The following is a 14,459-nucleotide window of genomic DNA, read 5'->3' as shown; positions in this document are numbered from 1 at the left end:
ACATGCAATTCATGTCATGAGGTTGGATAAGCCGATTTTCAGGTTTTATCCTTGTTTATCGGAAAATGTTTTTTGATTGCCTCAAAGCTTTCATTGCTGATGACATGCTCTATCCGGCAAGCGTCCTCAAGGGCGATCTCTCTGTCCACGCCCAATTGAATAAGCCAGTCCGATATGAGTTTATGGCGCTCAAGCATGGTCTCGGCAATCTTTTTGCCTTCTTCGGTCAGGGTGATAAAGCCATCTTCGTCCATCTGGATAAGCTGTTTTTCGCGCAGCTTCTTCATGGCGACACTGACGCTGGACTTCTTGTAGTTCAGCGCGTTCACAACATCGATGGACCGGACCTGAGGTTGCTTCTGTGATAAGACCAGGATGGTTTCCAGATACATTTCCGCGGATTCACGAAGATCCACACTCATTCAGCTTCTCCCCATGTTTTTTCGATCATCTCAGCAGATAAAGCTAGTCTTAGAATACCACAATATTCTGCGTAAAACAAACAGGTGAACGAAAAGATAACACCCGGCATCCGCCGGGCGTTGTGAAGATTCTTTATATAAAAATATTCATTTATGTTCTGCTCCCTTTCCTGCATTTCATTTTATCGCTGTATTATACGCTGACACCATAATGATCGGCGCATACATGCAAATCAAAGATAACCTTTGCCATAATCCCTCGTATGAAACAACAGTACCATCAAAACCTGGCTTATCGCCCATGATAAACAGAGCAAAAAACAATAAGGCCAAACCAAAGAATACAAATGATATAACGCCGCAAACTGCCTGGTTTAAGCGCATGGATAAAATACCTGTAAACAGGGGAGCAAAGAGTAAAGCCAAAAATCCTATAACAGCACCAAACCCATGTATCTTTTCAGATAAAGTTTTCAGTTCTTTTGTCTCCCCAACTGGGAATATACCGGATAATATGCAGCCCCCAACAGCATAAATGATAATACAGAGAAGCAAAGCTTTTGATAACATCTCTGAAACGGGGAAATATACCGCATACAGATTGACTCCGCCCAGAATGAACATGATTCCGGCAGCAATGAGCCAGAAATTGTAGAGGATATGTACCGGTGAGTTGCGATGGCCCAGCAAACTCATGACCATTGTCAAATGGTTATATTTTGGATAAAACGGTGCAAGAGCAAATGGTATAACCACATCGCCAATGGCTGCTATGAGCAACAGAAGAAATCCGAAATTGGTTGCTTCAAATATCCTCACAATCCTGTCTGTCATCGGATTTGATCCCTCCAAACCCCTTCAGAATTTTAAGCGCTACGTCCTGCAGGACATCTGCTTTTACGACAGCAATCCCTTTTTCTTCATCACCCAAAACCAGCAGAGTGTCTCCCGGTTTTATCCCGAACAATTCCCTGGCTTCTTTTGGAATGACAATTTGGCCCCGCTCTCCAACCTTAACTGTTCCAAAAATATGTTTACCTTTTGGCAATGACATGTGATTTCCTCCGTGATCATATAATTCATATTTATATGAAAAGTATGCCATAAATGCCATGACAAATCAAGAAGTACTTCGAAGCCTTGCAATTCTGTTACCTGGGAATTATAAGAGATTTGGGAACTGTCGGAGATGCAGAATGCGCGTTACCATGATCTTAATTGGTAATTATATCCAATCTTTGCATCACGGGAGAGTCTTGTTTCTTACGATATCACAAAACGAGGCAAAAATTTTCAGACCTATTGACATTCAAGTTAGTTTATACTAACCTATAATTGGATTAGTTGAGACTAACTTGAGTAGGATGGGTTGTTTCGCAGCATACTGCGGGATAACGGAACAGGAGGAATGGCTATGCCCTTATCGATGGCAAAAGAAGGAGAGGTAAGGCTCATCAGGAAGGTCGGCGGCAAGCCGGAAGTAAAGCAGTTCCTTGAAAGCCTTGGGTTCGTTGTTGGCGGGACTGTAACAGTCATCAATGAAATTGCCGGCAACCTGATTGTCAACATCAAGAATTCAAGGGTGGCCATCAGCCGTGAGATGGCTGGAAAGATTCTGGTGTGAGCCTTGAAGGGAGAGTGCAGAACATGGAGGTTTTAAAGGAAGTGGCCTGTGGGCGAACGGTTACGGTTAAGAAGGTAAACGGGCAGGGAGCTGTAAGGCGCAGGATTATGGACATGGGCATCACAAAAGGCACTGAAATCTATGTGCGCAAGGTGGCGCCCCTTGGGGATCCCATCGAGGTGACCGTGCGCGGATATGAATTATCCCTGCGCAAAGCCGATGCTGAAATGATAGAGGTCGAATAACCAACAGGAAACGTTACGTTTTCCTATTTATTTTGCCAGAAAGTTAGTTAAATCTAACCCCTGGAACAGGCTTCATTCAGTTTTTGAGGAGGAAGAGGAAACATGCCGATCAAAATTGCACTTGCGGGCAATCCGAACAGCGGCAAAACGACACTGTTCAACGCGCTGACCGGTTCCAACCAGTACGTTGGCAACTGGCCGGGCGTAACCATTGAGAAAAAGGAAGGCAAGCTCAGGAGCGATACATACCGGGATGTCACCATTGTGGATTTGCCGGGTATCTATTCCCTCTCGCCGTATACGCTGGAGGAGGTCGTTGCACGGGATTATCTCACCGGGGAGAACCCCGATGCCATTATCAACATCGTTGACGGATCCAACATGGAGCGCAACCTTTATCTGACCACCCAGCTGGCCGAACTGGGTATCCCCATGGTTATAGCCGTCAACATGATGGATGTGGTGGAAAAGAACGGGGATAAGATTAACCTGGATAAACTCTCTGAAAAACTGGGGTGTCCGGTTGTCGGGATATCGGCCTTAAAGCGCTCCGGTATTGCCGATGCAGCTGAAAAGGCTGTTGAGCTTGCCCAAAACAAGGTTCCCATGGTTCCGCGGCATCGTTTTTCTGAGAATATTGAACAGGCGCTTGCAGGCATCGAGGAACTGCTGCACGGCAAGGTGGATGAAAAACAGATGCGCTGGACGGCCATCAAGGTTTTTGAGCGCGACATCAAGGTCATGGAGCGCATGGCTTTTGATGATGCCCTCAAGAGCCGTATTGAGGATATTGTCAGCCAGTGTGAAAATGAGCTGGATGATGACTCGGAGAGCATCATCACCAATGAACGTTACCTGTATATAGCCTCCATCATCAAGGATTGCTATAAGCGCAAGAGCAACGTGAAAATGACCACCTCGGACAAGATAGACAGGGTTTTAACCAACAGGTGGCTTGCCCTGCCCATCTTCGCGCTGGTCATGTTCTGTGTTTACTTCATCTCAGTTACAACGGTAGGTACGTGGGTGACCGACTGGACCAATGACGTGCTTTTCGGTGAGATCATCCCGCCGGCAGTGGAAGGTTTCCTGTCATCCATCGGTACAGCCGACTGGCTCCAGTCCCTGATTCTGGATGGTATCGTCGGCGGCGTCGGCGCCGTATTGGGATTTGTGCCGCAAATGCTGGTGCTCTTTCTCTTCCTGGCCATCCTTGAGGATTGCGGTTATATGGCACGAGTTGCCTTCATCATGGACCGCATCTTCCGTAAATTCGGCCTGTCGGGTAAATCTTTTATTCCCATTCTTATCGGCAGCGGCTGCGGGGTTCCGGGTATCATGGCTTCCCGTACCATCGAAAATGAACGGGACCGCCGGATGACCATTACGGTAACCACCTTCATACCCTGCGGCGCAAAGCTGCCCATCATTGCCCTGATTTCCGGCGCGCTGTTCGGTGGCGCCTGGTGGGTGGCGCCCAGCGCATACTTTGCAGGTATTATCGCCATCATATGTTCAGGGATTATTCTGAAGAAGACGAAATTGTTCTCCGGGGATCCGGCGCCCTTTGTTATGGAACTTCCTCCTTATCACAGGCCTTTGGCCGGCAACGTGCTGCGCAGCATGTGGGAGCGTGCCTGGTCCTTCATCAGGAAGGCGGGGACCGTTATCCTGCTGTGCACCATCGTCATCTGGTTCGCCTCCAACTTCGGCATTGTGGACGGTCAGTTCACCATGGTGGAGGATCTCGACGACGGTTTCCTGGCTAAACTCGGAAGCATCATCGCCCCCATTTTTGCGCCTCTGGGCTGGGGCTTCTGGGAAGCAGCGGTGGCTTCGCTTACCGGTCTGGTTGCCAAGGAAAGCGTAGTGGGTACCCTTGGCGTTCTGTATGGTTTTGCAGAAGTGGCCGAGGACGGGCAGGAAATCTGGGGACTTCTGGCCGCCAGCTTCACCGCGCTCTCTGCTTACTCGTTCCTGCTGTTCAATCTGCTCTGTGCGCCCTGTTTTGCGGCCATCGGTGCCATCAGAAGGGAAATGAACAGCGGCAAATGGACCATCTTTGCAGTCGGTTATCAAACCCTGTTTGCCTATGTGGTAGCCCTCAGTGTTTACCAGCTTGGAAGCCTGTTTGCAGGTAATGGCTTCAGCGCAGGAACGGTTGTGGCCATCCTGGCAGTGGCGTTTTTCCTGTACCTGCTGCTTAAGCCGAGTAACGAAAGAAAACTGAAGGCCGCTACGGTGAGCGCAAACATATAAGGAACACTGAATCTTCCGCGCCCAGATGGCAAAAAACAGCCGGGCGGGCTGTCGGGACAGAAGGAGTATGTTGACAAAGGAGGGAGGACCATGCTCCAGTTTATCGCTGATAATATTGCAAACATTGTCATTGTGGCTCTGCTGCTTGCTGCGGTTATCGGGATCATTGCCAGCATGGCGAAAAAGAAGGCCAAAGGGCAGTCCATCAGCTGCGGATGCGGCTGCAGTGAGTGTCCGAGCGCTTCCGTGTGCCATACGGGACAGGAAGATAAAAAATGATTGCCTGTCGCATAGCCACAACATAACTTCAAGTTGAACCCCTGATGATTATGCGCATCGATCCGGCCCCTTAACGCAGTTTCTGAGTTAAGGGGCACTCTTTTTTGGTGAGCGGAAATCAATGGCCACCTGCACACACCTTTTTTGCCGGTACGGATTATTGGGCAGGCATCTGATGCATAATAAAATCATCTTTCAAATCCGGGGATCGAAAGGAATACCAGAGCATTAAAAGACGCCTGATCATAGAGAATGATGACAGGATATTCAATATCCGGGATGTATATGGCATCGGGACGCAGCTGAACATCCCGGTGGTCTTTGACAATCTCCACCATGAAGCCAATCCGTGCGATGGAGAAAGGGACGAGTTTATCTGGATTGAGCGATGCCGCTCCACCTGGCGGGAGCAGGACGGTCCCCAGAAAATCCATTATTCTCAGCAAGCTAAGCAAAAAAAGAAGGGCTATCATTCGGATACCATTGATATTGAAAGGTTCATGGCCTTTTATGAAGCATTGGACAGGGAAGACATCGACATCATGCTGGAGGTTAAGGATAAGAATTTGTCCTGTGTCAAGTGCATCCATTGCACTACTGAGGATCTGAGCTTTGACGCGCTTCAAATGGAATGGGACAGATATAAGTACAGCATCCTTGAAAGATCGCCGGTCGTATATGCCGAGCTCACTGAAATGATCGGGAAAAGGGATGGCCTGACGCCGGTGACTTTTTACAAGCTCATCCAGCAAGGGCTGGAGAACATGGGGGATATCGAAAGCCATACAGAAGCCATGTTATTGGTGTGGGAATGCATCAACAGGGAAGCGTCAGAAAAGGAGTGGCAGGCCTTCCACAAACGCCTGGAAAGATACCGGCAGCAAAAGGCCAGCCCTGGTACGGTCAAAAGCTTCCTGAAGAAACTTGCCGAGAAATACGCTATGGATCATTTGCTCCATTCGTACTACTTTTTTCTGTAACAGCCTGATTGACAAAACCTGGCGCTCCCTTTAGACTCTAACCATGGACTGTTCCGCAATAGCTTCCGCCATGGGGAAGAGTTCCAAAGATTACAGGTGTGTACGACGGACAGGAGGATGAGGGATGTTCAGGGAAATGAGAAGGGGCAGGCAGCTCATGTCTCCGGAAGAAACCATAGCGGTTCTGGAAAGAGGTTCAAACGGCGTTTTGGCCTGCCTGGGCGATGAGGATTACCCCTATGCTGTTCCCATCAACTATGTTTACCATAACGGCAAAATCTATTTCCATTCGGCGATGTCCGGTCATAAAATGGATGCCATGATGAAACACCCGAAGGTATCCTTTGCGGTGATTTACCAGGACACCATTGTCAGCGAAAAATATACCAGCTACTTCCGAAGCGCCATCGTATTCGGAAAAGCAAGAATCGCAGAAGGCGATGAGCGGCTGGAAGCTTTCAGGGCCCTGGTTGAAAAATACTCGGGGGATCAGCCTGAAGAGAATAAGAGAAGAGAGATAGAAGGCTGCACAAGAGCGCATATTGTCGCCATCGACATCGAACACATGACCGGCAAGCAGGCCAAGGAACTGGTTGGGGGATGAGATGATAAGACTCAAGTTAAGCAAACAGGCGCCGCCCCGGGATTAGATAGGGACAAGGCGCCTGTTTTGTTGTAACCCGTCATTTCTTGTATTTCTTGAACGCTTTTTCCGGATCGAGATGCATACCTTTAAAAAATACGATCAACCAAACGGCAAGCGCTATATATGCACAATATTCACCGATAAGATAAGCCAGCACCGTTCCTGAAAGCAAAATGAGAAACCAAAGAAAGAGAGCATTTCTCATTTCTTTGCTCATTTTCGTTTTATCATACTTTTCCCGCTCCGATTTGGGCATGGTATTAAATCCGCTGATGAGCAGTGCGCCTTTTTCTTTTAGCAGAGCGAAGAGGATTGCCATGACGAAAAAGAATACGGCCAGAATGAAACATATTATTGCTCCGATTTTCATAAAAACCTCTACTCCCACTCCACCGTCGCGGGCGGTTTGGATGTAATATCATACACCACGCGGCTTACTGAGGGAATTTCACGAGTGATCCGCGAAGCGATACGGCTTAAGACTTTATGGGAAAGCGGAGCGTACTCGCAGGTCATGAAATCACTGGTATGTACGGCCCGCAGGGCAATTACCGAATCGTAGGTCCGGTCGTCACCCTTGACGCCCACAGAATAGGCACCGGTGTAAACAGCAAAGTATTGTTCAGGCTTGCGCCTGAGCTTGCCGATCTCTTCACACATAATATGGTCTGCCAGGCGGACGATCTCCAGCTTTTCCCTGGTCACCTCGCCCAGCACACGGATGGCCAGCCCCGGGCCCGGGAAAGGCTGCCTCTCTGTGAGGGACGTGGGAAGGCCCAGTTTCCTTCCGAGCACACGCACCTCGTCCTTGAATAGCCCGGACAGGGGCTCGATGATCTCCTTGAAAGCCAGTTTTTCAGGCAGGCCGCCCACGTTGTGGTGGCTTTTGATGGTTGCGCCGAGTTTTCCGCCCGACTCGATCACGTCGGGATAGATGGTGCCCTGGGCCAGGAAGGGAATATCGCCAAGTTTTGCGGCTTCCTCCTCAAAAACCCGGATGAACTCCTCGCCGATGAGCTTCCGCTTCTGCTCCGGCGCTGTTACGCCCTTCAGTTTTGCCAGGAAGCGATCTTCGGCGTTAACCCGGATAAAGTTGAGATCCATGGCCGAAAAGACCCGTTCGATCTCATCACCCTCCTTATAGCGCATGAAGCCGTGATCCACAAAGATGCATGTAAGCTGTCCGGGGATGGCTTTGGACAGCAGGCTGGCGCATACGGAGCTGTCCACACCGCCGGACAGGGCAAGCAGGACCTTTTGGTCGCCCACCTTCTCCCGTATCTTTTGGATCTGGGTCTCGATATAGTCGTCCAGGTGGTAATCGCCTTTTGCGCCGCAGACGTCAAAAAGGAAATTGCCGATAATCCTTCGGCCGTTATCGGTGTGCTCAACCTCAGGATGGAACTGGACGCCGTAGAGCTTTTGCGCCGGGTTTTCACAGGCGGCATGGGAGCAATGGTCGGTTTCAGCAATGGCCACAAAGCCGTCCGGAAGTTTGCTCACCAGATCGGTATGGCTCATGAGCACCGTGTTCTGCTCCGGAATATCCCTGAACAACGGTGAACAGGTTTTCAGGCGGGCTTTCACCCTTCCGTATTCGCTTTTTTCACAGGCCTCCACGGTGCCTCCAAGCATGTGGCACATGAGCTGCATCCCGTAGCAAATACCCAGAATGGGTATTCCCAGTTTAAAGATCCCGGGATCGCATTTTGGTGAGTCGGGCAGGTAAACGCTGTGGGGGCCTCCCGTCAAAATGATGCCAATGGGATTCAGTTCCCTGATTTTTTCCGCGCTTGTATGACCGGGCCAGATTTCGGAATAAACCGAGTGGGAGCGAACGGTGCGGGCAATCAGTTCCTTGTATTGTCCCCCAAAATCCAATACCAACAAGAGTTCGCTCATCTTTACACCATCCTGTCCTTTATTGCTGTCAGATTTGCTTGCTGTACAGAAATCCGGGCGCGCTGCGCCGAGGTATCATAAAAGGCGCTCACCACATCATGCACATGCCTGAACAGCCGCAAAAAAAAGCCAGCTTACGGACTGTTCCCGCATGATATGATGAACGCCTTTGTTCAATGGTAATTAATATACAAAAAAGCGGGAATCTTGTCAATGGTTATACAAGGCAAAGAAAAAAAGGGGCAAATGCCGAACCGGGGGTATTCTGTGGCATTTGCCTTCATGTCATGAATTGGATAAAGCGGTATAATGGCCAGAGTATATGAAACTACTCGTTGACGCTGTTGAGGATTTCGGTGTAGGTGGGCAGTGTCCAATGCCTGCTGCTCACCAAAAGTTCGAGTTCGTCCACAACCAGACGCAGTTCGTTCATGGCTGTGCAGACCTTTTCGCGATAAGCCCTGGCAAGTTCCAGCTTATCCTTGATCTCCCGGACAGCAATGGTTTGCTGGGAGAGGTTTTCGAGTCTTTTGCCCAGGCAGTCTGCAAGCCTGGCAATCTTGCTGAGCAGGTTTTCTTCCAGGCTTACCGGTATGTCGGCGCCCAGGGATTTCTTGCTGAGAACCAGCTGTGCCAGTTCGTTCTGATAGGCTATGACAGCGGGAATAACATACTTGTTGACCATGTCCATCATGGTAAGCGCTTCGATGTTGATGGTCTTCGAGTAGTTTTCCAGCAATATCTCATAACGCGAGTGGATTTCATGCTCGCTGAACACATTGTGGCGGACGAACATCTCCACGTTTTTGGGCCGGATAAAGGCGGGCAGGGCATCAGGAGTTGTCTTGAGGTTGGACAGGCCTCTGCGCTCGGCCTCCTTCACCCAGTCGGGATCATAGCCGTTGCCATTGAAGATGATGCGCTTATGCTCCTTGATGGTTCGCTTGATAAGCTTGCTCAAATCCACTCTGAAGTCTTTGCTTTCTTCAAGTTCGTCGGTGAATTGCTTCAGCACATCGGCCACGATGGTGTTGAGCACGATGATGGGTCCTGCGATATTGAACGCGGAACCCAGCATACGGAACTCAAACTTATTGCCTGTGAAGGCAAAGGGCGAAGTGCGGTTCCTGTCGGTGGTATCCTTCGGGAAATGAGGCAGAACCGTTGCCCCGATTTCCATCAGGGTCTTGCCCTTGCCCACATAAAGGGTATCGTTTTCAAGCGCGTTGAGAATCTCGGTCAGCTCATCGCCCAGGAAGATGGAAACGATGGCGGGCGGTGCTTCATTGGCACCCAGGCGATGGTCGTTGCCGGCGCTGGCAACCGAAACACGCAAGAGATCCTGGTAATCATCCACAGCCTTGATCACGGCCACCAGGAACAGGAGGAACTGGGCGTTTTCAAAGGGCGTATCGCCGGGTTCCAGCAGGTTGATGCCGGTATCTGTGGAAATGGACCAGTTGACGTGCTTGCCGCTGCCGTTGATGCCTGCAAAAGGCTTTTCGTGCAAAAGGCATGTCAGGCCGTGCTTAGCGGCAACACTCTTCAAAAGCTCCATGATCAACTGATTGTGGTCGGTGGCAATATTGGACTCGGAATAGATGGGAGCAATCTCGTGCTGAGCAGGAGCCACTTCGTTATGCTCGGTCTTGGCATAAACGCCCAACTTCCAGAGTTCCTCATCCACTTCGCGCATGAATTTGGAAACGCGGTTTTTGATGGCGCCGAAATAGTGATCTTCCATTTCCTGGCCCTTGGGCGGGCGGGCGCCAAAAAGGGTTCTGCCACAGTACATCAGATCGGGACGCTTCAGGTACATGCTCTTATCGATCAGGAAGTATTCCTGCTCGGGCCCCACCGATGATACCACGCGTTTGCAATCGTTGTGTCCGAACAGGCGCAGCACCCGCAAGGCCTGCCTGCTCAGGGCTTCCATGGATCTCAGCAGGGGTGTTTTCTTGTCAAGCGCTTCGCCGCTGTACGAACAGAAGGCAGTGGGAATGTAAAGGGTATTATCCTTGATAAAGGCATAGGAAGTCGGGTCCCATGCGGTATATCCCCTTGCCTCGAAAGTGCTGCGCAAACCGCCCGAAGGGAAACTGGAGGCGTCGGGTTCGCCCTTGACCAGGGCTTTACCCGAGAACTCCATGATGGCACGGCCTTCCCCGTCAGGCATGATGAAACTGTCATGCTTTTCCGCGGTCACGCCGGTCATGGGCTGGAACCAATGGGTGAAATGGGTGGCCCCCTTTTCCACTGCCCATTCCTTCATCACGCTGGCCACGACATTGGCCACGTCCAGTTCCAGGTGGGTGCCGTTGGCGATGGTCTTCCTGAGAGCTTTATATACATCCTTCGGAAGGCGTTCCTTCATCACCTTGTCGTTGAATACCATGCTGCCGAAGCGTTCAGCTATATTCTTACTATTATCTGACATGCTTTTTCCTCCCTGAAATTATCCAATCCTATCGCTTAAAAGTCTGCCGGAATTGCATGGTTGTATACCGAAACCTGCACTTCTGCGATAGAATATATAAAACAGCAAAGGCGCTGCGGATTTTTTTCCACAGCGCCTTTGCTGTTTGTAAACAGTTTAGCACAACGGGGAGGGTCTGTCAATGCTTTTATTAACTTTTTCCAATAAAAATGCAAAATGCATCCGCCTGTCTTGCAAAACAGACCGGTGCAAACCGGGTAATGGGCATGCATGATAAAAAAATGCAAGTTTTGATTATAAAAATTTCATAAACCTATCGACAGGATGAAATGTTTGTAGTATAATAAACTCAGTGAACAAAGGCGTTCATCATATAGTGTCAGTCAGGCAACAAGCCTGTCAGGCTTGTTTGCTCCTGTGATGCTATGTGGTGAACGCCTTTGTTTTGAAATCATCAAGTTTTCGGACCTCCGTCGGCAGTCTGTGATTGCCTGGCAGAGCGGGTTCTTTAAATTGGTTGGAGGTATGACCAGTGAGAGAAGGAATGTTCAGAAACCCGTCGGGATGTGCGATATCCGGCATCATATCCAAAAGCGGAAAGCGCTTTTCCGGCGAACGCATCATCAAGTCCATAGCTGTCATGCATGAACGCTCCAACGGCCTTGGTGGAGGGTTTACTGCCTATGGCATTTATCCTGAATACAAGGATTTTTATGCGTTCCACATCTTTTACGACGACAACATGGCCAAGAAGGAATGCGAGACCTTCCTGGAAAAGCATTTTGATATCATCAACCTTTCCAGGATACCTACCCGGAAGATACCTGAAATCACCGACGAACCCCTGATCTGGCGATACTTCGTCTCCCCGCTGCCGACAAAGCTTGCGGCGAGCCAGCTGGATGAGCGGGAGTATGTGGTCAGATGCGTATTCAGGATAAACACGGCAATCAAAGGCGCATATGTTTTTTCCAGCGGAAAGAACATGGGCGTGTTCAAGGCCGTGGGATTCCCCGAGGACGTTGGACGCTTCTACAAGCTGGAGGAGTACGAAGGCTATTGCTTTACCGCGCATGGCCGGTATCCCACCAATACGCCCGGATGGTGGGGCGGGGCCCATCCCTTTGCCCTGCTGGATTATTCCGTGGTCCACAATGGTGAGATATCGTCCTATGATGCCAACCGGCGCGCCATTGAGATGTACGGATACAAATGCACACTCCTGACCGACACCGAGGTTATTGCCTACATGATTGACTACCTGCACAGACGAATCGGGCTCAACTTTGATGAAATATGCCATGTGTTTGCGGCGCCCTTCTGGTCCACCATAGAGGGTAAGCCCAAGCAGGAAAGAGAAGAGCTCAAGTTTTTGAGAAATGTGTTTGCATCCCAGCTTATCACCGGGCCCTTTTCCATCATCGTGGGGTTTGAGGGAGGCATGATGGCGCTCAATGACCGATTGAAACTCCGCAGCATGGTGGTTGGCGAGAAGGATGATATGGTCTATGTGGCCAGCGAGGAAGCGGCCATAAGGGTGATCCAGAGCGATCTGGACAAAGTCTGGTCTCCCATGGGAGGCGAAGGCGTCATTATCAATGTTGAGGAAGGGAAGTACTGATGGGTGTTCAATACATATATCCGGAATATGAAATCGTAAGAAATCAAGAGCGGTGCATCGTCTGCCGCGTATGTGAACGACAATGCGCCAACGAGGCGCATGAGTATCTGAAGGACAGCAACAAGATGGTGTCCGACGACGCCAAGTGCGTCAATTGCCACCGCTGCGTGGCGCTCTGCCCGACGCGGGCGCTCAAGATCGTCAAATCACCGCACACCTTCAAGGAAAATTCCAACTGGTCCGGCAAGGCTATCAATGAGATTTACAAGCAGGCCGAATCCGGAGGCGTTCTGCTGTCCAGTATGGGCAATCCTGAAAACTATCCGGTCTATTTTGACAAGATATTGCTCAATGCGTCCCAGGTGACCAATCCTTCCATCGATCCCCTGCGCGAGCCGATGGAAACCCGTGTCTTCCTGGGGGCCAAGCCTGAGAAGATTGAAAGGGATGAGAAGGGAAGGCTTATCCGTAACCTGCCTCCCCAAATCCAGCTTTCCATGCCCATCATGTTTTCGGCCATGAGCTACGGTTCCATCAGCTACAACGCCCACGAGAGCCTGGCCAGAGCGGCTGCCGAACTGGGCATTCTCTACAATACCGGTGAAGGCGGCCTGCATGAGGATTTCTATAAATACGGAAAGCATACCATTGTCCAGGTAGCCTCCGGACGGTTTGGCGTACATAAGGCTTATCTGAACAGCGGTGCCGCCATTGAGATCAAGATGGGCCAGGGTGCAAAGCCCGGCATCGGCGGCCATCTCCCCGGTGAAAAGATCGGGAGGGACATTTCCAGGACCCGTATGATCCCGGAAGGGACAGACGCCATTTCTCCGGCTCCTCATCATGATATTTACTCCATCGAGGATTTGCGGCAGCTGGTCTATTCCCTGAAAGAAGCCACCAACTATGAAAAACCGGTCATCGTCAAAATTGCCGCGGTCCACAATGTGGCGGCCATCGCCAGCGGTATCGCGCGAAGCGGTGCCGACATGATTGCCATTGACGGGTTCCGCGGAGGGACTGGTGCTGCCCCCACACGCATACGCGACCATGTAGGTCTTCCCATAGAGCTTGCGTTGGCCAGCGTTGACAAGCGGCTGCGCGACGAGGGTATCCGCAACCGTGTTTCCATTATCGTTGGCGGAAGCATCCGTTCAAGCGCCGACGTGGTCAAGGCCGTCGCTCTCGGTGCGGATGCCGTTTACATCGGAACTGCCGCACTCATCGCACTGGGCTGCCATCTGTGCCGTAGCTGCCATACCGGCAAATGCAACTGGGGTATCGCTACCCAGCGGGAAGATCTGGTCAAGCGTCTGAACCCCAATATCGGCTATAAGCGGCTGGTTAACCTTCTGACCGCCTGGCAGCACGAGATCAAGGAAATGATGGGCGGCATGGGCATTAACTCCATCGAAGCCCTGAAGGGCAACCGGCTGATGCTCCGGGGTGTCGGGCTGAACGAAAAGGAGCTTGAGATACTGGGTATCAAGCATGCCGGCGAATAGAAACCGCGTCCCCGGCCCGCAAGGTAATCGCGGCAAAATAGGACAGCATCATGCGGCGGGCTGCCGGACTGGAACGAAATGATAAGTGGTGGTGAATTGTCAGTTGAAACGCGTGTATGTCAATGAAAAATGGTGTCTTGGTTGTCATTTGTGTGAGTATTACTGCGCCTTTGCGTCCACCGGTGAAAAGGATATGGCGCGGGCGCTGAAGGACATCAGGATCAATCCGCGGATAAGGGTTGAGGAAAGGAACGGGATAAGCTTCGCGGTTTCATGCCGGCACTGTACGGAACCGCTGTGCGTAAAGGGATGCATTACGGGCGCGCTGTCCAAATCCGGCGGCATTATCACCGTGGACAGGAACCGGTGCATCGGGTGTTATACCTGCATCCTCAGCTGCCCCTACGGTGCGGTTTCTCCTTCGGAGGACGGCGCCATTCAAAAGTGCGAGCTCTGTATCAAGACCCATGAGGGAACTCCCCGGTGCGTATCGGGTTGCCCCAACGGAGCCATCGTTTTTGAGGAAAGAGGTGAATAGG

The 14,459-nt window shown here is 50.8% G+C and carries 15 protein-coding genes; 9 read left to right on the top strand and 6 right to left on the bottom strand.

All coding sequences use genetic code 11. From position 1 onward, the window contains the following. Window positions 1-38: 38 nt before the first annotated feature. The 3 genes from F3H12_RS02935 to F3H12_RS02925 form a co-directional block, all read right to left on the bottom strand. Complete coding sequence (locus F3H12_RS02935) at window positions 39-416, bottom strand: metal-dependent transcriptional regulator (protein ID WP_149677878.1); 378 nt, start codon at window positions 414-416, stop codon at window positions 39-41. A gap of 183 nt (window positions 417-599) precedes the next feature. After that, complete coding sequence (locus F3H12_RS02930; RefSeq protein WP_149677855.1) at window positions 600-1,256, bottom strand: DUF998 domain-containing protein; 657 nt, start codon at window positions 1,254-1,256, stop codon at window positions 600-602. Beyond that, a complete protein-coding gene (locus F3H12_RS02925) occupies window positions 1,228-1,476 on the bottom strand; it encodes an AbrB/MazE/SpoVT family DNA-binding domain-containing protein (RefSeq protein WP_149677854.1) in 249 nt (82 codons plus the stop codon). The genes F3H12_RS02930 and F3H12_RS02925 overlap by 29 nt, the downstream gene beginning before the upstream one ends. Window positions 1,477-1,836: 360 nt before the next feature. Between F3H12_RS02925 and F3H12_RS02920 the strand changes: the two genes are divergently transcribed. The 6 genes from F3H12_RS02920 to F3H12_RS02895 all read left to right on the top strand — a co-directional run bounded on the left by F3H12_RS02920 (window position 1,837) and on the right by F3H12_RS02895 (window position 6,413). Then, window positions 1,837-2,046 (top strand): FeoA family protein, encoded by a 210-nt coding sequence (locus tag F3H12_RS02920; RefSeq protein WP_149677853.1) that lies wholly within the window; start codon window positions 1,837-1,839, stop codon window positions 2,044-2,046. Between the two features lie 23 nt (window positions 2,047-2,069). Beyond that, a complete protein-coding gene (locus F3H12_RS02915) occupies window positions 2,070-2,291 on the top strand; it encodes a FeoA family protein (RefSeq protein ID WP_149677852.1) in 222 nt (73 codons plus the stop codon). Window positions 2,292-2,393: 102 nt separating this feature from the next. Then, entirely contained in the window at window positions 2,394-4,550 is a 2,157-nt protein-coding gene (gene feoB, locus F3H12_RS02910; protein WP_149677851.1) for a ferrous iron transport protein B, read from the top strand. A gap of 90 nt (window positions 4,551-4,640) precedes the next feature. After that, complete coding sequence (locus tag F3H12_RS02905; protein ID WP_149677850.1) at window positions 4,641-4,829, top strand: FeoB-associated Cys-rich membrane protein; 189 nt, start codon at window positions 4,641-4,643, stop codon at window positions 4,827-4,829. Between the two features lie 179 nt (window positions 4,830-5,008). Further along, the gene (locus tag F3H12_RS02900) at window positions 5,009-5,809 is read left to right on the top strand and encodes a DUF1722 domain-containing protein (protein WP_340162570.1); all 801 of its coding nucleotides are present in this window, start codon (window positions 5,009-5,011) and stop codon (window positions 5,807-5,809) included. Between the two features lie 124 nt (window positions 5,810-5,933). Beyond that, window positions 5,934-6,413, top strand: a complete 480-nt coding sequence (locus F3H12_RS02895; RefSeq protein ID WP_149677848.1) for a pyridoxamine 5'-phosphate oxidase family protein — start codon at window positions 5,934-5,936, stop codon at window positions 6,411-6,413. Between the two features lie 79 nt (window positions 6,414-6,492). On the opposite strand, the gene F3H12_RS02890 is transcribed toward F3H12_RS02895, so the two are convergent. The 3 genes from F3H12_RS02890 to F3H12_RS02880 all read right to left on the bottom strand — a co-directional run bounded on the left by F3H12_RS02890 (window position 6,493) and on the right by F3H12_RS02880 (window position 10,794). Continuing rightward, a complete protein-coding gene (locus tag F3H12_RS02890; protein ID WP_149677847.1) occupies window positions 6,493-6,825 on the bottom strand; it encodes a DUF3784 domain-containing protein in 333 nt (110 codons plus the stop codon). Window positions 6,826-6,833: 8 nt separating this feature from the next. Beyond that, the gene (gene guaA / locus F3H12_RS02885) at window positions 6,834-8,357 is read right to left on the bottom strand and encodes a glutamine-hydrolyzing GMP synthase (protein ID WP_149677846.1); all 1,524 of its coding nucleotides are present in this window, start codon (window positions 8,355-8,357) and stop codon (window positions 6,834-6,836) included. A gap of 328 nt (window positions 8,358-8,685) precedes the next feature. Further along, window positions 8,686-10,794 carry a glutamine synthetase III family protein gene (locus F3H12_RS02880; protein WP_149677845.1) on the bottom strand — a complete coding sequence of 703 codons (2,109 nt, stop codon included), beginning with the start codon at window positions 10,792-10,794 and terminating at the stop codon, window positions 8,686-8,688. A gap of 544 nt (window positions 10,795-11,338) precedes the next feature. Between F3H12_RS02880 and F3H12_RS02875 the strand changes: the two genes are divergently transcribed. From F3H12_RS02875 to F3H12_RS02865, 3 genes are all read left to right on the top strand, one after another. Further along, the gene (locus F3H12_RS02875) at window positions 11,339-12,415 is read left to right on the top strand and encodes a class II glutamine amidotransferase (RefSeq protein ID WP_149677877.1); all 1,077 of its coding nucleotides are present in this window, start codon (window positions 11,339-11,341) and stop codon (window positions 12,413-12,415) included. Continuing rightward, window positions 12,415-13,920 carry a glutamate synthase-related protein gene (locus F3H12_RS02870; protein WP_149677844.1) on the top strand — a complete coding sequence of 502 codons (1,506 nt, stop codon included), beginning with the start codon at window positions 12,415-12,417 and terminating at the stop codon, window positions 13,918-13,920. Before F3H12_RS02875 ends, F3H12_RS02870 begins: the two co-directional genes overlap by 1 nt. Before the next feature lie 103 nt (window positions 13,921-14,023). Then, complete coding sequence (locus tag F3H12_RS02865) at window positions 14,024-14,458, top strand: 4Fe-4S dicluster domain-containing protein (protein WP_149677843.1); 435 nt, start codon at window positions 14,024-14,026, stop codon at window positions 14,456-14,458. Window position 14,459 lies beyond the last annotated feature (1 nt).

This window comes from Thermoclostridium caenicola (assembly GCF_900142095.1).
Classification (GTDB): Bacteria; Bacillota; Clostridia; order DSM-8532; family DSM-8532; genus Thermoclostridium_A; species Thermoclostridium_A caenicola.
Note: the sequence above shows the minus strand (reverse complement) of the source record. Positions and strands in the feature narration are given on the sequence as shown.

What these genes read in the sequence shown, in the direction of transcription:
- F3H12_RS02925 (WP_149677854.1), bottom strand. Translation starts at nt 1,476, where the DNA reads ATGTCATTGCCAAAAGGTAAACATATTTTTGGAACAGTTAAGGTTGGA.
- guaA (WP_149677846.1), bottom strand. Translation starts at nt 8,357, where the DNA reads ATGAGCGAACTCTTGTTGGTATTGGATTTTGGGGGACAATACAAGGAA.
- F3H12_RS02870 (WP_149677844.1), top strand. Translation starts at nt 12,415, where the DNA reads ATGGGTGTTCAATACATATATCCGGAATATGAAATCGTAAGAAATCAA.
- F3H12_RS02880 (WP_149677845.1), bottom strand. Translation starts at nt 10,794, where the DNA reads ATGTCAGATAATAGTAAGAATATAGCTGAACGCTTCGGCAGCATGGTA.
- F3H12_RS02875 (WP_149677877.1), top strand. Translation starts at nt 11,339, where the DNA reads ATGTTCAGAAACCCGTCGGGATGTGCGATATCCGGCATCATATCCAAA.
- F3H12_RS02930 (WP_149677855.1), bottom strand. Translation starts at nt 1,256, where the DNA reads ATGACAGACAGGATTGTGAGGATATTTGAAGCAACCAATTTCGGATTT.
- feoB (WP_149677851.1), top strand. Translation starts at nt 2,394, where the DNA reads ATGCCGATCAAAATTGCACTTGCGGGCAATCCGAACAGCGGCAAAACG.
- F3H12_RS02895 (WP_149677848.1), top strand. Translation starts at nt 5,934, where the DNA reads ATGTTCAGGGAAATGAGAAGGGGCAGGCAGCTCATGTCTCCGGAAGAA.
- F3H12_RS02890 (WP_149677847.1), bottom strand. Translation starts at nt 6,825, where the DNA reads ATGAAAATCGGAGCAATAATATGTTTCATTCTGGCCGTATTCTTTTTC.
- F3H12_RS02915 (WP_149677852.1), top strand. Translation starts at nt 2,070, where the DNA reads ATGGAGGTTTTAAAGGAAGTGGCCTGTGGGCGAACGGTTACGGTTAAG.
- F3H12_RS02920 (WP_149677853.1), top strand. Translation starts at nt 1,837, where the DNA reads ATGCCCTTATCGATGGCAAAAGAAGGAGAGGTAAGGCTCATCAGGAAG.
- F3H12_RS02905 (WP_149677850.1), top strand. Translation starts at nt 4,641, where the DNA reads ATGCTCCAGTTTATCGCTGATAATATTGCAAACATTGTCATTGTGGCT.